We start from the raw sequence: 19,066 nt of genomic DNA, 5'->3' as shown, positions 1-19,066 counted from the left end.
TTTATCCTCCAATGTACCTCATAGACATAACGCTTCCTGCAAACTGAACTTCTTGTTTTTGTAAAAGCGCTTGTTGCAAGGAGTGTTCTAATTTTAATGAATTATCTGAGTGATCCTTTATACTAATACCATTATCATTACTCAAGCAACCATAGATATTGCCATAGCTGTCAAGCCGCAATCGGTTGCAATCTCCGCAAAAGGGATGACTTTCATTTGCTATGATTCCAAAGATCTGTTTTTTATCAGTTATCCAATAAGTAGCTGTAGCTCCGTGTTCTCTGTCCATTGGTATGAACTGATGTTGCTCGGCAATTTTTTCAAGTATTTCTTCCTGTGAAAAATACAGGTCCTGATAACTATTGTGAAGATGTCCCATTTTCATTACCTCAAGAAAACGTATACTGATACTTCTTTCTCTTGCAAATTCAAGTAATGGAAGGACTTGATCAGTATTCATTCCTTTCATCACAACTGTATTAAGTTTTACAGGAATGCCTATAGCTATAGCATGATCAATACCCTCAAGGATCTTCTTCAGATTTCTTCTCTTTGATATTTTAAAGAAAGAATCCGGATCCAGGCTGTCTAGTGAGACATTAATATTGGTTATACCTGCATTCTTGAGAGGCACAGCTTTTTCTTTCAGGAAAACTGCATTGGTAGTCAATTTAATATTTCTTATGCCAATTTCTCTGATACCTTCAATGAGATTGCTGATATCTTTGTATAGCAGAGGCTCCCCACCTGTAAGTCTTACTGTTTCAAGGTTAAGACGGGTGTGTAAACTATTAATAATTTTAATATATTCATTTGTTGAGAGCACATTACTTTCGGGTTGAGAAGACTTCTCACTTGCAGGCTGATCTGTACAGTAGTTACAGAACAGATTACAGGCATTGGTAAGACTTACCCGTAATGTTTTAAATGTTCTACCATATTTATCAGCCAACATAATTATATTTTTTAAAGTAATATTTCCAAATTTACTGATTTAAAAGATTCTTTTTCTGAATCACATACAGGACATCTATACGAAGGCGGTAACTCTTCAAAAGGCCTCCCTACGGGTATTTCCCCGATGTCATCTCCATATCTGGGGTCATATATAGTCAGGCAATTTTGACACTGAAATAATTCAACCTCTTCATATGTCCGCTGATTAATTTCAATTTCTTCCTGCAAATAATCAGATTCAGATTGTGCAGCACTTGAATTAAGTTTCTTATAAAATACTTCTGTAAGGTATGTTAATACAGTTGGCACATCCCGCTTCTTGACATAATTAGCATATGATATAGCCTCTCTTGAATTGATATCAAAGTTTTTCTTATAACTGATGTTATAAAAATCCAACAGCTTTATTTTTCCAATTTCTATCCTGAACTTTCTTCTGATAATAACCGAACAGGCAAGATCAACATCAGTAGTCCTGATTCCGAAGATCAATCCGTTTGTTCTTAGACCTTCTTTAATGAATGATCTGGTGATAAACTTTTTTAGTTTCGTAGCTTCCTTATCAAGATCAGGTATCTGCCAGTTCAGTTCAAGAGAAGAATGACCAGTGTTGATTTTATATTTTCCAAGAAGTTTTTCCCATTCAAATATATCTTTTCTTTCTATGTTCTTGATAATAACAGAACTGTTTGATGTAAGATATATGGAGTTGTTGTTCGTTTCAGAACACAACAGGCAAAGGGACTCCAGGAAGTTAACATTATAAGAGTTTTCCGAGTTGTAAATACCCAGCCACCATTTATGATCTTCCTGCTGATGGAACCCTTCGTAATAGGGAAGATGATAAGGTGGAAAATCAAGTTGATTGATGATTGGTATAGTATTCCATTTACTGAAATTGAGCACATCATCTTTAAGGTATTCGAAGGAAGCCGATGGGAATTTCTCAAACGTTTGCTCTATTGCTTTGCAAAGTGGAGGAATTTCATTTGACTCTATCAGAAAAGGCCAAAGATCATATCCCTTCTTATTTTTAATTTTAAGATAAAGAAACCAAAATCCTCTGAACTCGGAAGCAATGAAGTTTAATTGTCCGATGAATAGAGGTGTTAATGACTGTAATGGATCTACTAGATTGACTTTTAAATTTGGCTGAAAGTCAAAGTTTGAAAGTATCTGATGAAATGTGCCTTCTGATAACCAATTGGTAGTTTCCTGTAAATGAATAGCAGGATAGGAGGTTACTATATTTTGTTTTTGACTTTTTTCAGTTTCAAATTTATACTGAAGGAAGCTGAACCTTTGTTCAAGAGATCGTTTATATTGCGTTTTACATTTTAAAAGTAGTTCTTGTCTTGAACTTATATGAATAGAATTAGTGCCAAAGTGGTATGCTGATGAAACTACTTTGCGCAAATCTCCGGGAGATAATATTCCACCGGGAATAAAGAGCCTTATAAATATGTCTTTGCTCATTTCTATTCTTAGGATCTTTTGCTTTATCTGTATGTATGTCCCAGATCAAAGGAGGTAATTTGATCAGATTCTGCGTGCTTGTTTTTATTTGAAAGCAATAAAGAAACTCTTTTGTCTGCGAGTTCAACTTTGCGTAGTATCAGATTTTTAAATTCAGGAAACTCTGATTTGTCACCAACTAGTATTGCCCCGACAAGTCTGTCATTCTGCACTATACATTTTTTGTAATATCTTTTAGATTTATCAATATATACAATTTCTTCAAACTCATCTTCCTTCTTTCCTGGCACTTCTATCATGCCTATAGAGCAAATATCAAAGCCTGAAACTGTGAGTACATTGACGGGTAATGTTCCTGAATAAGACTTCGTTTCGTCACCATTTAGAAATCCCGCCACAACATCTGCCTGCTCCTCAGCTGCAGTAGAGCTTTCAAACAAGGATTTATCAAACTCTGCTACTTCGCCGATTGCAAATATGTTAGGATTGTTGGTTTTCAGATATTCATTAACAACGATTCCTCGGTTGCAATTTAGTCCTGCTAATTGGGCAAGTTCAATATTGGGTTTCGTACCAATCGTATATACGAGTACATCGCAACTAAGATCTTTTCCTGATTTTAATTTTACACCCGTAATTTTATCTTTTCCCAAATGAGAAAGAACTTCATCATTGTAGTAGAAACTAATGTTTCTATCGGATAGTTCTTCATGCAAAAAACTACTTGAAGTTGCGTCTAACTGTTTGTTCATCAGTCTTGAAGACCGGTGTACAACGGAGACTTTTATAGAAAGCTGAGTAAGCGCATCTGCAAGTTCGAGCCCTAATAATCCTCCACCTGCTATTACTACATTGCTTTCGGGGGAAATAGATCTTTTAAATTTATCAGCATCTTCTTTACTCCTCATAGTAAATATTCCCTGAATTTTGGGAACTTCTCTCGGAAGTGCAGGTCTGCTGCCCGTAGCGATGATCAAAACATCATAAGAGTGAATTTTTCCAGTATGGTCTGTGATCACTTTATCTCCAGGGTCAATCGAAGTTATGGAAGTGCTCCTGTGAAGAAAGATTTTCGATGTATTAAGTTCATCTTCATTGATCCTGACAAGATTATTCCAGTCTTGTTTCCCGCTTATATAGCCTGGAAGCATGATCCTGTTGTAGAAAAGATTTTTTTCCTTGCTGAAAATATGGATTTCATCATCAGGATTTAGTGTACGATATTTTCGAACAAATTGACTGGAGCCCACACCCGCCCCAATGACTATTATCTTTTCTTTTTTCTTATTATATTTTTTAACCTGAACGACTGATAATCCAGAACCTGAGGTAGTAACCATTTGATCAAGTCCTGTATGGGGAGATGCAGACATTCTTTCCAAATCGTTATTTAGAATATTCCCCCACTGTAATGGAAGAAAAACAACTCCTTTTTTTATATCTGTAGAATACTGAGCTGTCACTTTCACAGTACCTGTTTCATTAAATACCTCTACAACATCACCATTCTTAATGCCTCGGTTCAATGCGTCATCTTTATTGATTTCCAGAAATGGCTTATCAGTCTGTTGGTTCACTTTTACGAGTTTTCCAGAACTGCTAAAGGCATGCCAATGATCTTTAGTCTGCCCAGAGGTAAGGATTAAAGGGTAGTTCTGACTAAGTTCATATGGAATATGACTTTTGGCTACTGAGTAAAAATTAGCTTTACCAGAGGCTGTGTTAAATCTATGATCTGAATATAATATTTTAGTACTGTTTCCTGAAGAAGATTCGAATGGCCATTGCATTGATCCTTTTTGAAGAAGGAGTTCAATATTAATATTGCTGATATCAAAGTTCGTTTGCTTTGTTATTCTGCTATATTCAAGAAATATATCAGAGGTTTTTTCATAGTTGAATACATTTCCAAATCCTATTTTAGAAGCGAATCGGGATATGATTTCAACACCAGGAATAGCCTCTCCCGGGGCACTGCTAAGTTTATGTGCAATACTTATTCTTCTTCCTTGAGCGGTTACAGTACCCTCTTTCTCAAGCCAGCCAGCTGCCGGCAGTATAAGATCTGCAAATGGTACTGTTTCTGATTTTAAAGATATGTCCTGTACGATTACAAACTTTGCATTCTTCAACGCAACCTCGACATTTCTTGCAGAAGGCAAGCTCACCAAAGGATTTGTGTTGATAATCCAGATAGCTTTGAGTCTTCCGGAAAGCAGATTGTCGAAAAGTTCTGTGTCTGTGTATCCTCTTTTATCAGAGATTGATGGTACTCCCCAATATTTTGCAATCTCCTCTCTGTGCTCAGGATTAACTATGCTTCTGCGAGCAGGAAGAAAATTGGAAAGACCTCCGGCTTCTGTTCCTGTAATTGTGTTTGGCTGATCTGAAAGAGGAAAGGGCCCGCAGCCCTTTTTCCCGACTTGGCCGGTTATCAGAGAAAGGTTTATTAATGAAAGATTTTTATTAATGTCTGTTGCACTTTGGTTATTGCCAGCAGACCACATAGGTATGAAGCCTTTGGCTTTGCCTATAAATTCTGCTGCAAGTATTAAGTCGTGAACAGGGATATCACATATGGCAGAAGCTTCTTCGAGCGACTTCTCCATCGCTTTATTTTTATATTCATTAAAGCCTTCTGTATGCTGTTCTATGAAGTTTTTATCAATTAGGTTGTTTTCTATAAGAAACCTTCCTATGGCCCTGTAAAGGATAATTTCAGTGCCAGGTTTCAATTGAAGGTGAATATCTGCGATATCACAAGACTCTGTTCTTCTTGAATCTGCAATGATTATTTTCACTTCAGGATTGCTGGCTCTATATGCTTCCAGTCGTTTGAATACAATTGGGTTTGAACGGAAAGGATTGGCATCGGTAATGAAAAAACAGTCTGCAAGTTCAAGATCTTCAATGGATCCCGGAATGGCATCCGCACCAAAAACAAGTTTGTTTGCAATGAATTCTGATCCTGCACAAATGAGGGCATTGGTGTCGATATTGTTTGTTCCAAGAAAGCCCTTGACGAGTTTGTCAATTAAATAATATTCTTCGGTAAGGCATTGTCCTGAAATATAAAAACCCACTGAATCGGGCCCGTATTTGGAAATGAAAGTTTTGAATACAGCTGCTGCTCTTTCCAGAGCTGTATCCCAGCTTACCCTTTGTCTTGGCATATTTCTGTTCCATCGCATTTCAGGATATAATATCCTGTCGCTATGGTCGGAAATTTTGCTATGGAGTGCAATTCCTTTTGAGCAGAGTACTCCTTTGTTTGCCGGATGGTCTTGGTCACCTGATACTGTGATTTTGCCGGTGGTATCTTTTTTAACGATAACACCGCATCCTGATCCACAATAGTTACAGGTTGTTTTTGATATGTTTTTTTTTGCAGGCATCCGGCATTTATATTAACAAATAAGGCTGCAGGCATAAATGCCCACAGCTTATTTGTACTAACCTTTACACTAACCTTGAACAAGGTTCTATTCCTCAAATTTAACTCCGTCGTCCTCAATCGAAAATTTCTCTACCAACAAGTTAAGGAGTCGTTCTCTTATGGATTTATACTCAGGTAAATTTACGATATCTTTTTTGTTTCTAGGTCTTGGCAAACCAACTATTTCAATTTCTTTTATAGTTGCTGCCGGACCATTATTTAAAACAACGATTCTATCTGATAAGAAGATAGCCTCTTCGATATCGTGAGTAACCATTATAATAGTTTTGTTTCTATTGTCCAGATTCCAGAGTTTCAAAAGCTCTACGTGCATGCTTCCTTTGGTTAATGCATCAAGAGCGCCGAAGGGCTCATCCAGAAGCAAGACACTAGGATTGATTGCAAACGCTCTTGCTATAGCTACTCTTTGCTTCATACCTCCTGATAGTTGCTTAGGAAGTTTATCCTGATGAGGAGTAAGGTTTACCATTGCAAGATTTTCTTCAACGATTGCGTGTTTTTCATCTGTTGAAATACCTTTTATGCATGAATCAACGGCTTCATAGATATTTTCGTATACCGTAAGCCAGGGTAATAGAGAATAGTTCTGGAAAACAATTCCTCTGTCTGGGCCAGCACCGGTTACTTTTTTACCGTTAACTATCACTTCTCCTTTGCTTGGTTTTACCATTCCACTTATAGTGCTCATCAGAGTGGATTTTCCGCAACCAGAGTGACCAATAAGTGAGATGATTTCACCTTTTCTTATTTCAAGGTCTATGTTCTTTACCGCAATGTATTCGCCTTTGGGAGTTGGGAAGCTTACAGTTACATCTTTTACCTCAATGCTTACCGGACGAAGCAGGATGCTCTCTTTTACTTTATCTTCTGAAAGGATATTTGTATTAGCTATCATAGGAGTATCTGGTTTGTAGTGATTTAAAAGTTTTGTCAAGAACGAAGCCTACAAGGCCGATGATTAATATTGCAGAAAATACTTTTTCAAGACTTAAAGCATTCCAGCTGTCCCATACAAAGAATCCGATACCAACTCCACCGGAAAGCATTTCTGCTGCTACAATAACCATCCAGGCAATACCTACACTTAGTCTTAATCCTGTTATAATATGTGGCAAGGTAAACGGAAGTAATACTTTTGTTATGTACTTGAAAGTAGAAAATCCGAATGCTTTGGCTACGTTTTTATGATCCTGTGGAATTGTTGACACTCCAAAGGCCGTATTAATAAGCGTGGGCCAAAGTGATGTAATGATGATTACGAACACAGTTGATGTCTGAGCAGACTGAAATGCAACAAGTCCAATCGGAAACCAGGCTAGAGGGGATACTGGTCTTAATACCTGTACCATTGGATTCAGAAGGTTCATTCCCAGGGTACTTGAACCCATGATAAGTCCGAGAGGGATTGCTATAACTGAACCAATTATAAACCCTTTAGTGACTCTTTCTAATGAACTTAGCAATTGATTGCCTATCCCTTTATCATTTGGCCCATTGTCGTAAAAAGGATGACTTACAAGGTCATAGAATACAGAGAACGTTTGTATCGGGCCGGGAAGTTCTCCATCTGTGGAAAGGCTTGCTACATGCCAGATGATCAACATGAATGACATCCCCAGAAGGAAATATAAAAACCTTCCTGTTCTGTAGGTGACGACTTTTAAAGTCGCGGCTCCTAATTGTTGATTGGACTTGTCCATTTTAATGCTATTTAGTAAAGGTTAATGTTGTTATTTTATTTCTTACATACTTTCAAATACGCTTCCGGATTGGAAGGATCAAACACTGTCTTGTCAAAGGTTAAAGAAAATGGTTTCATATCATCTGCAGGGATTGGGATTTTCATTTCTGCAGCTACTTCTTTATACAGATCCTGAAGGATGAGTTTGTCTGCTATAGCCTTATAATCAGGAGCTGCATCAAGAAGGCCAAATCTTACATATTGGGCCATAAACCAAATGGCATGTGCTTTTCTTGGATAGTTCACCGATCCATTTTTGTGGAAAAACATATAGTCTTTATATACTTCCTGTCCCTGGTCGCAGCCCAGGTCATAAATGCCGGCCAGTCTGTTATCAATCACATCAGATGGAGCATTCACATAACTTACCTTTCCAATGATTGAAGCAGATTGTTTTCTGTTTCCAGCTTTGTCAAGTAGTTTACAAGCTTCAATGATAGCCATCATTACTTTTTTCAGATCCTCACGACGTTCTTCTGAGAATTTTTTATTTACTACAAGAGCTTTTTCCGGATGGTCTTTCCACATATCCTGAGTTGCAATCTGTGTGAAACCGACGCCTTGTTTTACAGCAACTCCGTTCCAAGGTTCACCTACACAGAAAGCATCCATATTGCCAACTTTCATGTTAGCCACCATTTGCGGAGGAGGGATAGTGATTTGTTTAACAGAATTTTGGTTAACTCCTGCCATTGCAAGCCAGTTTCTCATCCATATATCATGAGTTCCTCCGGGAAAGGTGGCGGCTACTATGACTTCTTTAGATTTTGTTTTTTCGGAAATCGCAGGGCTTACTTTGCTTATTTGTTTAAAGCCGACTTTGCCGCAGAATTCTTTAGATAATGTTATAGCTTGTCCGTTAACATTGAGGATCATAGCTATTTTCATTTCAGAGCCAGCTTTGCCTCCTATGCCTGTATATACAGAGAAGGGCATCCCGAACAGACAATGTGCTCCATCTAGCTCTCCGGTTAATATCTTATCTCTCACATTTGCCCACGAAGCTTCTTTTGAAACTTCTACTTCCACACCATATTTTTTAAATAGTCCGTATTCTTTTGCCATCACAATAGGTGAGCAATCTGTAAGGGGAATGAAGCCCAGTTTTATTACAGAATGTTTTTCTTTTGGCTCTGATGCCGGGGCGTTTGTTACTGATGGGAGTGTGAGCAGTACAATTGCAAGAAGAAATGCTACGCCTATTTTATTTAGTAATTTTTTCATAAAGGTCATTGTTTAGTAAGGTTATTTTGCTTGGTTCAACGTGTCTACATCTTTTCTAAGTCCATCTACTGATTTTACAAGTGATGCCAGTTTGTCGTTGATCTGACCTAACAAGTCTGGTCTTATGGTTATCATCAGATATGCCCAGTTGCCGTTATTTCTTTTGTTGATGTATGGAGCATTTGCTGTTGCTGCTATTGCGCCCTGATTTCCACCTCTCTTTAATCTATCCAGGGTGTTGGTGCCTAGCATAAGGCTGTAGCCTGCTTCTATTCCGATTTGTTTTGTGAAGTTGTAATTCAATACAAAGTCAAATTCAGTACCTAATCTGCTGTCAAGGGTTTTTCCAGGAGCAGTTTCGTCAGCTACTTTATTTCCAGCATAGAATTCGTGGATGTCAAGGCTTAGAAGTAAATTGTCTTTTAGTTTGTATCTGCTTTTCAAGAATAGATCTATTAAACCTGGATTTTTCGCTACATTTCCTTGTACTCCATATGCATCTGCAACGTAGAAATAGTCCATGTATCCCCAGAACTTATGCGGTGTGCCATAGAGCGGATCGAATCTGTGGTTAACTTCTCCGCTTTTGGTTGTGTTGTTACCTGAAAGGTAGTCACCTCCAAGTCCTAAACTTAACTTTCTGTCAATAGCAAACATGGTTGATAATGATGCCATGTAAGCATCCATTTTATTTCCCAGTTTGTCTTTATTTCCCTGATAAAAGAATGAGGCATCTATTTTGTGCTTTCTCATCAGAGTACCGAAGATGTTACCTCCTACAGTGACACGGCTGTTAGTTCCTTTCGTAAATTTTCCGCCTGCAATAGGTTTTTGAAAGTCATCTTTAAATAGCAGGAATGTTGCTTTTGAAAAGCCTATTTCTTTAGATACATATAAGAATTGCATGCTTTTGTACATGGTTCCTATAAAGTTAGTGCCAGCAGGTGCAGCTACGTTTGCGCTGTCTGTAGCAATCTGGGTTCCAGGAACGCCATAGTATAGGTTACCTGTATTTTTTAGTTCCCTTTGTTGATTGAATGCAGCTCCAAGATCTGCAGTCCATGTGCCTTTGGCAAACTTTAGTACTGCAGCATCATGTCTTCTACCTTGTTGAAGCCAGTTTAAGCCTCCTAGCAGACGTTCGTCATCATATACAAGCTCTTGCCTACCTAGCTTAAATGATACGTTTTTAAAGGTTTTGAAGTGAATTGTGTCATTAAATACGATTTCGCCCCAAGCTTCATGCAGGAACAGTTTATTCCCGTCAATATTGGATATTGTAGAAGCGTCCTGCCCCCAAACTCTAATGTCCTGAATGGATGTAAAGAGCCTTAACTTATCCATACCGTAGCCAATGTTCAGACGAGTCCTCTGCGATGTGAAAACGGAAGGAGTTTGATGTGGTAGTGGTAAGGTGCCCTGTCCGTCACGAATTTCAGTACGGGTTCTTAGTTGGGCGTTTATAAGTAATTGAGAAAATCCTTCCTTCTCAAGTGCAAACAAGCATAAGGTGAGTATTAAAAGCACTTTATGTAAAAATCTTTTTTTCATATTCCAGGGATTTAAAGGGATTTAAGATTTGTTTAATTGCTTGTTAGGTTTTTCTTTCTCAGGTTAGTTTTCGGGATTAAGGATTATGTTTTTGAGGGCCTCCTTTCAGTTTGTTGAAGTATATAATCAAATGTATGTAATAAAAATTAGACTGATAAGTAAAAATACGTAAATCTTACGTAAAACGTGAAAGTTCTTTTTTTAAGAAAAAGGTAAATAGAAAAAGTTATATTTTTATTTGTTTTTTCTTAAAACAGGTTTGAAAAATGATCTATTTTTTATTTAAAAGTAAGTTAATGCTAAAAGTAGGTTTGAAAAATAACTTAAATTGTTTAAAAATATATAAAATTTTTGAAAGTAGGTTTAATTTTTCTGTTTGATTGTTTTGGTATTTTAATTGTATTTAACCAAGTGGGAGGAGGTATGTTGTTTTGATGACAAAAATAATGGGGTGAGAAAGTAGGTGGTAGTTTTATTTTTGAAATTATATAAAGCAAAAATGCCCCTTGGTATAAGGAGCATTTTTATTTTATGGTTAAGTTTTATGTTAAACTATCTTATTTTCTAAAGCAAGTTTTACGAGTTCTGCCGCATTTTTTACTTTAAGCTTTTTCATGATATTAAATCTGTGGGTTTCAATTGTTCTGATGCTTATTGTAAAACTATCGGCGATTTCTCTATTGCTGTTTCCATTGATGATCATTTTTAAAATACCTTTTTCGCGTTTGGTAAGGCCAAAATCATCAGAATCATCATCGGGAGCGGATCCTTTTTTGATTTTTTGTAAGTAACCTTCTGCTATTATGCTTGAAACGGGAGTGCTAAAATATTTATCTCCTTTAGAAATTGTAGTTATTGCTTTTATGAATTCTTCCTTCCCCGTGTCTTTTAGAAGGTATCCGTAAGCTCCTGATTCTATGGATTTTAAAATATAATCCTCATTGTCATGCATAGAAAGGACAAGAGTTTTTGTATTGGGGTAACGATCGGATATGATTGCAGTGGCTTCTATGCCATTCATTTCCGGCATTGAAATGTCCATTATGACAACATCGGGAGTGAGTTTTTTTACTTGCTCAATTGCTTCGATTCCATTAGAAGCTTCTCCGATTATCTTTATATTTTTTTCACTGCTTAGAGTGGCTTTTATTCCATCTCTTACAATGCCATGATCGTCAACCAATAAAATTTTTATCATATTCCTAAGCGTTTACTATAGGTACTTTTATCATTATTTTAGTTCCTTTGCCGATTCCGGTTTCAATCCGGAATTCGCCATTTATAAGGCTTGTTCTTTCCTGGATGTTTACTATTCCGTTTCCTGAACTTGCCGATCTTACTTTTGAATCAAGATAAGAAGTATTAAATCCTTTTCCGTTATCTGAAATGCAGATGGTAAGGCAGGTTTCTGAATTTGATACGAAGATTGTTACCTCATCTGCTTCAGCATATTTAATTGCATTGTTTAATGCTTCTTGTATAATTCTATAGATATTTATTTCTACTGTTTTATTTAATCTTTGAATGTTGGATTCATTTTCAAAAACCACATCAATATTAGAGCTTTTAGAAACCTGATCGCTGAGATTTTTAAGAGCGGGTATTATGCCGAAATCGCTCAATACACTGGGCATCAGATTGAAAGATATTCTTCTGACCTCGACTATGGTCTCGTACAGCATGTTTTTTATTTCAGTTAGCCTGGATTTCTCGGTTTTAGATGCTGCACCTTTAAGTCCTTCAATATTAAATTTTAATGCTGTTAATTTTTGTCCCAGGCCATCGTGTAATTCTCTTGCTATTTTTTTTCGCTCTTTCTCTTGTCCTTCGATTATCGACGATGTTCTAATTTTCTGTTCGTTAATGCTTTGTCTGAATTTTTGGGTAATGTCTGTATAAATAGCAATGTAACTTCCGGGGCTTCCATCATTGCTTAAGACAGGTACAATCGTGGTGTCCAGCCAGAAAAAACTTCCGTCTTTAGCTTTATTTTTGATCTCGTCATTCCAAAGTTTGCCATAGGATATGGTTTCCCACATTCTATCAAAAAACTGTTTGGAATGATAATGGCCACTGATCATATGAAATCTGTTTCCTAAAAGCTCTTCTCTTTTGTATTTCGAAATTTCGCAAAATTTATCATTTACATACGTAATGATACCATATTTGTCTGTTTTTGCTACAATTGATGCATGGTCTAGTGCAAAATGAATGTCTTTAAGATCTCTGATAGATCTTTCAAGTGATTTATTGGCAAGTGTCAGTTTTTTTGCCAGATCTGATGCCTTTTCCTCTGAGAGAATTAATTCTCTGATAGTTAATTTGATCTGTAGTACTGCAGGTCGGAATATAAACAGGCCTTCAAATATGAGTATAATAAGGGTGATAATTAGTAAGAAGTGCTCTATTTTTCTTAAAAGCGCCATTTTTTTCTGAGCTTCTACATCATATTGGTGTACAATTTCATCCATGCCATTTAAAAATGTCCTTTCGTTGCTCAGGATTCTCCGAATGGCGGCGTCCATTTTTTTCTGAGTTGGCTCGGATGGATTTTCTTTGAGATTTATAATAGTAAGTGCTCCGTTCAGTACATTGTAAAAGTTCTGATCAATAGCGTCATACATTTCTTCGATTTTGACACTGTTTTTTCCCGGAAGGTTGAGGTCTTTATTGCCATATCGCAGGCCCAGGTGATTTTTTTCCCAATACTCAACAAGGTTCTTCAGTTCCTTTATTTTGTCTTTATATTCTATATGGTCAAGATCTGCATATAATATAAGGCATAGCTTAACAATTTCCTGACTTTTAAATCGCTGCTTTCCTGCCAGATTTACCACATGGGAGTCTGAAATCTGACTACTTATTGATGATTGGATTAAAAACTGGCCGGTAAGGGTTAATAATGCAACCGCTGTAAGGGCGAAAATGTACATTCGGGTAAAGTTATTCCCCGTTTTTTCATCCAGAACTTCTTTTTTAGGTTTCACGCGATTACTTAAAATATAAATTTAATAAGACACTCAGTTAATTCAAAGTATATAGAATATTGTACGTAGGTAATTACTTATTCTTATATAAGTAGTTATATTTTTTAAAATTACTTTAAAATCAAACCTATTTTTTAAAAAATTATAGTTTTTGTTTGTAAACATGCTTAAATTTTAAGTGTTGTTTCTTAAAAATACAAAAAAATATTTGCAAATGGTATTTAATTTAGTGAGTATGTTGTTTTAAAAAGAACTTTACGTATGTGTTGATAAATTTGTACGTAATATTACTTAGTTGTATTTTTTTTCTATATATTTGATTTAAGTGAATTACTTCTGGCAACCTTATTAAATAAATTTTATGAAGAAGCTAAACAATCTTGTTATCGTCGGAAATGGAATGGTTGGATATAAAATGTGCGAAAAGCTCATTGAAAAGAAGGTGCAGGATGAATATAATATAATTGTATTCGGAGGAGAGGCAAGACCAGCTTATGACAGAGTACATCTGTCCGAATATTTTTCTGGCAAATCTGCAGAGGATCTTTTGATGGCTCCTGCAAACTGGTATAAAGAAAATGGCATTACTCTATATTTAAATGACCCTGTTGTAAAAATTGACAGAGAGAAAAAAACAATCATTTCTTCAAAAGGTCAGTCGATTTCATACTCTAAACTTGTACTTGCAACAGGTTCGAGTTGCTTTATCCCTTCTATACCAGGTATCGAAAAAGACGGAGTAATTGCCTACAGAACTATTGAAGATCTCGATGATATAAAATCATATGCAGCTAAGTCCAAAAAGGGAGTTGTTATTGGTGGTGGACTTCTTGGGTTGGAAGCAGCTAAAGCTTTGATGGATCTTGGTCTTGAAACGCATGTAGTGGAGTTTGCCCCTAGGCTTATGCCAAGGCAGCTGGATGAAAAGGGTGCGATAATGCTTAAAGAGAAAATAGAATCTCTTAACATTTCTATACACCTTAATAAGAATACCAAATCTATCGATGGTGAAGGAAAAGTTACAAAGATGGTTTTTGCAGATGGAAGTGAGTTGGAGACGGATATGATTGTAGTTTCTGCAGGTATTAAACCTCGCGATGAACTTGCAAGAGAATCTGGCCTGGAAGTCGGACCGCGAGGAGGTATCGTAGTAAATGATTTACTTCAGACAACAGATCCTGATATTTATTCAATCGGAGAGTCGGCTTTATATAAAGGTATGATTTATGGCTTGGTTGCTCCGGGCTATGAAATGGCAGATGTTGTTGCGAATTCGCTTGCGGGTGGATCAAAAACCTTTGCTCCATATGATATGTCTACTAAGCTTAAGCTGATTGGTGTAGACGTAGCAAGCTTTGGAGATCCATTCTGTTCAGAGCAAGAACATCAGCACATCGTGTATGAAGATAAAACAAAAGGTATATACAAAAGAGTAAACATTTCATCTTGTGGAAACTATCTTCTTGGTGGAGTTCTTGTCGGTGATGCAAAAGATTACAATATGTTATTGCAGACTTATAAGAATGCAATTATTCTGCCTCCTACACCCGAAGATCTTATTCTGGGGCCAAGAGGTGGAGCTGAGTCAGTAGGTAGCGGAGTTTTAAGTCTTCCTGATGCAGCTTTAATCTGTTCATGCGAAAATGTTACCAAAGGAGATATTTGTTCTGCAGTAACCTATAACAATCTTGAGGATGTTGCCGGTATAAAAAAATGTACCAAAGCAGGAACCGGTTGTGGTGGTTGTGTTCCCATGCTGAATGACCTTCTTACTGCTACATTGAAGGCTTCTGGTAAAGAAGTAAATAAAGTTTTGTGTGAACATTTCGGATACTCAAGACAGGAGGTATTGGCAATTATCAAATCTACCGGTATCAAAACTTATGATGAATTGCTTGCGAAGTATGGAAGTGGAGATGGTTGCGAAGTTTGTAAACCTGCTGTGGCCTCTATGCTTGCAAGTACATGGAATGAAATGATCCTGAGTCAGGATACAATTCAGGATACTAATGACAGATTCCTTGCTAATATTCAAAAAGGAGGAACTTACTCTGTAGTGCCAAGAATACCTGGTGGTGAGATCACTCCGGAAAAATTGATAGCAATTGGAGTAATAGCTAAAAAATATGACCTATACTGTAAAATTACAGGTGGACAAAGAATTGACCTCTTCGGTGCTCGTGTAGATGAATTACCTTTAATCTGGGAAGAATTGATTGAAGCTGGTTTTGAGAGCGGCCATGCATATGGAAAATCTTTAAGGACAGTTAAAAGCTGTGTAGGTTCTACATGGTGCAGATTTGGTCTACATGATTCTGTTACATTTGCTATAGAAATAGAGGAACGGTATAAAGGTCTGAGAGCTCCTCATAAACTTAAGAGTGCTGTATCTGGCTGTGTACGTGAATGTGCAGAAGCACAGGGTAAGGACTTTGGTATCATTGCCACGGATAAGGGATGGAATCTGTATGTGTGCGGTAATGGTGGGGCAAAACCTCAGCATGCTAAATTGCTAGCTTCCGATATTGATAAAGAAACCTGCATCAAATACATCGACAGATTCCTAATGTTCTACATACGTACTGCAGAGCCGCTTAACAGAACATCAACATGGCTCAATAAACTGGAAGGTGGTATAGAATATTTGAAAGATGTGATCGTGAATGATTCTCTTGGTATAGGAGAGCAGTTGGAAATGGAGATGCAATACATGGTGGATACCTACAAGTGTGAATGGAAAGACGTTGTGGAGGATCCTTCAAAGAGAAAGAGATTTACTCACTTTGTTAACTCTACAATTGCAGACCCAACAATCAAATTCCAGGCTATGAGAGATCAGAAGAAGCCAGTAGAATGGGGAGCATAAAAGTTGTAAGTTATAAGTCTTAAGTTATAAAGTTAAAAGTTTTTCTCTTTCATGATGAAGCTTAAAGCTGAAAGTGCAAAGACTAAAGTTAAAAGCTGCGAAATATTTCTTGTTAACAAGTTAAGTCCTGAGAGAAGAAAATTTCAAGCATGCATTAAAGTTCCTCTTTTTAGGAGAGGGGGTTATAGTGAGGCCTTCTAAACCATGAGAAAAATTAAGATTAAGTTTTTCCTTTAAATTCTAACAACTCAATATCTAAATACTATTATTATGCAAGTAACTTCAATAGAAACAACAAAATGGGTCCTGGTGGCGAAGGAAGAGGATGTTCCGGCAAATGGTGGATCATGCGTGATGTATAAAAATGAGCAGATTGCGATATTCAACTTTAAAAAAAGAGATGAATGGTATGCAACACAGAATATGTGTCCGCATAAAAAACAAATGATCCTTTCAAGAGGAATGATTGGAGATAAAGAATGTGAACCTAAAGTTGCGTGTCCTTACCATAAGAAAAATTTTTCACTCAAGACGGGAGAAAACCTTAATGGAGAAGAATACAGCATTAAGACTTATCCTATTAAAGTTGAAGCAGGAAATGTGTATATTGGAGGTTTGGAATAACAAACCTCTGCTATAACATTTATGAGAGATATTACAGGAAAGCAAATTTCCCTAAGGACAGCCAAAGGTATGGGAGCTGTTCTTTGTGCTAAGGAGATTGTTGAACTGATTAGAAATGACAAACTTCCGAAAGGAAATCTTTTTGATGTAGCAAGAGCAGCCGCTTTTCTTGCTGCAAAAAATACCCAAAACCTAATCCCGCATTGTCACCCGGTTTCTATCGACGGGTTGAATATATCCTACAAATTTATTGATGAACTTACCGAAGAGGATGATCCTGAAGGAAAGCTTAAGGATCAGTCAGGAGTAGTTATTTTTGCCGAAGGTAAATCGATAGGAAGAACAGGAATTGAAATGGAGGTGCTTACTGCCATATCTGTTGCTGCACTCACAATTTATGACTTATTAAAACCTTTGGGAAATAAAGAGATAGAAATATCTTCGATCAAGCTCCTTGATAAAACCGGTGGTAAGTCAGACAGAGCTAAATTTTCTAAGAGACCACATCAGGCAGCCATATTGGTGTGTTCGGATTCTACCGCTGCTGGTACAAGAAAAGACAGCTCGGGGTTAAAGATTAAAGAAATGCTGGAACTTCATAATACACAAGTTGTGGATTATCAGATTATTCCTGATGAAAAGGATAGGATTCAGAAACAGATCAAAGATTGGGTGAAGCAGGATATAGCATTTATATTTACCACAGGTGGAACTGGACTGGGGCCGAGAGATTACACAGTGGATGCAGTACAGGGAATCCTTGAAAGAGATGCGCCGGGAATAGCTGAAGCCATGCGGGTATATGGAGGAATGAGAACGCCACTGGCGATGATGTCCAGATCCATTGCCGGTTCCATTGGCGGTACATTGATTGTTACCTTGCCCGGAAGTACTAATGGAGTGAAGGAATCTCTGGAAGCTATTTTGCCTGCAGTGTTTCATGCTAAAAGTATGCTAAGAGGAGGAGCACACTAACCTTATGCTTACAGTTGCCGAAGCTAGAAATCTGATACTGCAACAGTCAAGATCATTTGGAACTGAAACAATTTTGCTTTCTGAAGCATATGATAGAGTTCTTGCTGAAGATATCTATGCAGACCGTGACTATCCTCCTTTTAACCGTTCTGCAATGGATGGTTATGCCCTTCAATTAAAAGACATAGAGAAATATACAGAATTCAAACTTGTGGCAGAAATGCTGGCAGGAGAGAGTATTAAGATTTTAACCGAGGAGGGAACATGCATTAAGATAATGACAGGGGCACCTGTTCCGGAAGGTGCAAATCTAGTCATTCGTGTGGAGGATTCTGAATTAAATAATGATATAGTGAAATTTAAATCTCTTTCATCTAAGATCTGGCAGAACATAGCTTTGCAGGGAGAGGACGCAAAGATCGGAGAATTGGTGTTGAAAAGATCGACCATTATTAATGCAAGTACCTCTGGACTCCTGGCTTCACTGGGAAGAAATAACGTTACCGTTTGTTCTTTACCAAAGGTATCTATTGTCTCTACAGGAAATGAAATAAAAGCGGTCGGTGATTCAGTATTGCCTCATCAGATCCGGGATAGTAACTCTTATACCATCGCTTCATTTTTCCAACATTACAATATTGATATAGCATCAAGGAAACTAGTATCAGATCGCAAGGAAGAGATTAAGCACGCCATTGAAAGCTCGAAGGATATGGATATCCTTATTCTTTCTGGCGGTGTTTCTATGGGAGATGCTGATTTTGTTCCGGAAGTACTGAATGAATGTGGTGTTAAAACAATATTTCACAAAGTTCAGATCAAACCAGGTAAACCTCTTTGGTTTGGCATCCGGGATAATCAAACAGTTGTGTTCGCATTGCCTGGTAACCCTGTGTCTTGTCAGGTTGCTTTTAAGGTATTCATAGAACCCTTTCTTAGGGCCTGCTTTGGACTTCCTTTATGTCAGACAATAAAGCTGGCTATGACCAGTGATAGGAGGAAAAAGAGTTCCTTTGAAGAATATTTCCCCTGCATTTTGGCTCCATTTGGACTTACGACAGGTCTTCAACAAATTAAAAATAATGGAAGCGGTGATTTTACTTCTATTACGCGTTCTTCTGGTCTGGCAGTACATCCGGCAGAAATTGAGCAGCTTAAAGAGGGGGATGTAGTAGAATTTATTCCATGGAAGGGAGTATAAATGATAA

13 protein-coding genes are annotated in these 19,066 nt (G+C 37.2%); 4 read left to right on the top strand and 9 right to left on the bottom strand.

Features of this window, described 5'->3' with window-relative positions; genetic code table 11:
• Position 1 precedes the first annotated feature (1 nt).
• The 9 genes from moaA to J7604_RS03935 all read right to left on the bottom strand — a co-directional run bounded on the left by moaA (position 2) and on the right by J7604_RS03935 (position 13,393).
• Positions 2-955, bottom strand: a complete 954-nt coding sequence (gene moaA / locus J7604_RS03975) for a GTP 3',8-cyclase MoaA (RefSeq protein ID WP_293891389.1) — start codon at positions 953-955, stop codon at positions 2-4.
• Between the two features lie 11 nt (positions 956-966).
• On the bottom strand, positions 967-2,433 hold the full coding sequence (locus J7604_RS03970) for a rubredoxin (RefSeq protein WP_293891386.1): 1,467 nt from the start codon (positions 2,431-2,433) through the stop codon (positions 967-969).
• Between the two features lie 23 nt (positions 2,434-2,456).
• Positions 2,457-5,828 carry an FAD-dependent oxidoreductase gene (locus J7604_RS03965; protein WP_293891383.1) on the bottom strand — a complete coding sequence of 1,124 codons (3,372 nt, stop codon included), beginning with the start codon at positions 5,826-5,828 and terminating at the stop codon, positions 2,457-2,459.
• 87 nt (positions 5,829-5,915) lie between these two features.
• Positions 5,916-6,785: an ABC transporter ATP-binding protein gene (locus J7604_RS03960; protein WP_293891380.1), complete on the bottom strand. Its 870-nt coding sequence runs from the start codon at positions 6,783-6,785 to the stop codon at positions 5,916-5,918.
• Positions 6,775-7,590 carry a nitrate ABC transporter permease gene (gene ntrB, locus J7604_RS03955; RefSeq protein ID WP_293891377.1) on the bottom strand — a complete coding sequence of 272 codons (816 nt, stop codon included), beginning with the start codon at positions 7,588-7,590 and terminating at the stop codon, positions 6,775-6,777. Before ntrB ends, J7604_RS03960 begins: the two co-directional genes overlap by 11 nt.
• 35 nt (positions 7,591-7,625) lie before the next feature.
• On the bottom strand, positions 7,626-8,855 hold the full coding sequence (locus J7604_RS03950) for a CmpA/NrtA family ABC transporter substrate-binding protein (RefSeq protein ID WP_293891374.1): 1,230 nt from the start codon (positions 8,853-8,855) through the stop codon (positions 7,626-7,628).
• Positions 8,856-8,876: 21 nt separating this feature from the next.
• The gene (locus J7604_RS03945; RefSeq protein WP_293891371.1) at positions 8,877-10,406 is read right to left on the bottom strand and encodes an alginate export family protein; all 1,530 of its coding nucleotides are present in this window, start codon (positions 10,404-10,406) and stop codon (positions 8,877-8,879) included.
• A gap of 547 nt (positions 10,407-10,953) precedes the next feature.
• On the bottom strand, positions 10,954-11,604 hold the full coding sequence (locus tag J7604_RS03940; protein WP_293891368.1) for a response regulator transcription factor: 651 nt from the start codon (positions 11,602-11,604) through the stop codon (positions 10,954-10,956).
• Positions 11,605-11,608: 4 nt separating this feature from the next.
• Positions 11,609-13,393, bottom strand: a complete 1,785-nt coding sequence (locus J7604_RS03935) for a PAS domain-containing protein (protein WP_293891365.1) — start codon at positions 13,391-13,393, stop codon at positions 11,609-11,611.
• A gap of 361 nt (positions 13,394-13,754) precedes the next feature.
• Here J7604_RS03935 and nirB point away from each other — a divergent pair, with 361 nt between their 5' ends.
• The 4 genes from nirB (at position 13,755) to glp (ending at position 19,059) form a co-directional block, all read left to right on the top strand.
• A complete protein-coding gene (gene nirB / locus J7604_RS03930) occupies positions 13,755-16,259 on the top strand; it encodes a nitrite reductase large subunit NirB (RefSeq protein ID WP_293891362.1) in 2,505 nt (834 codons plus the stop codon).
• A 270-nt stretch (positions 16,260-16,529) separates the two neighbouring features.
• Positions 16,530-16,883, top strand: a complete 354-nt coding sequence (gene nirD / locus J7604_RS03925; protein WP_293891359.1) for a nitrite reductase small subunit NirD — start codon at positions 16,530-16,532, stop codon at positions 16,881-16,883.
• Positions 16,884-16,904: 21 nt separating this feature from the next.
• Positions 16,905-17,858 (top strand): bifunctional molybdenum cofactor biosynthesis protein MoaC/MoaB, encoded by a 954-nt coding sequence (gene moaCB / locus J7604_RS03920; protein WP_293891356.1) that lies wholly within the window; start codon positions 16,905-16,907, stop codon positions 17,856-17,858.
• A gap of 4 nt (positions 17,859-17,862) precedes the next feature.
• Positions 17,863-19,059, top strand: a complete 1,197-nt coding sequence (glp, locus tag J7604_RS03915) for a gephyrin-like molybdotransferase Glp (RefSeq protein ID WP_293891353.1) — start codon at positions 17,863-17,865, stop codon at positions 19,057-19,059.
• Positions 19,060-19,066 lie beyond the last annotated feature (7 nt).

Source organism: Sporocytophaga sp. (genome assembly GCF_017745095.1).
Classification (GTDB): Bacteria; Bacteroidota; Bacteroidia; order Cytophagales; family Cytophagaceae; genus Sporocytophaga.
This window is presented reverse-complemented; position numbering and strand designations above follow the sequence as displayed.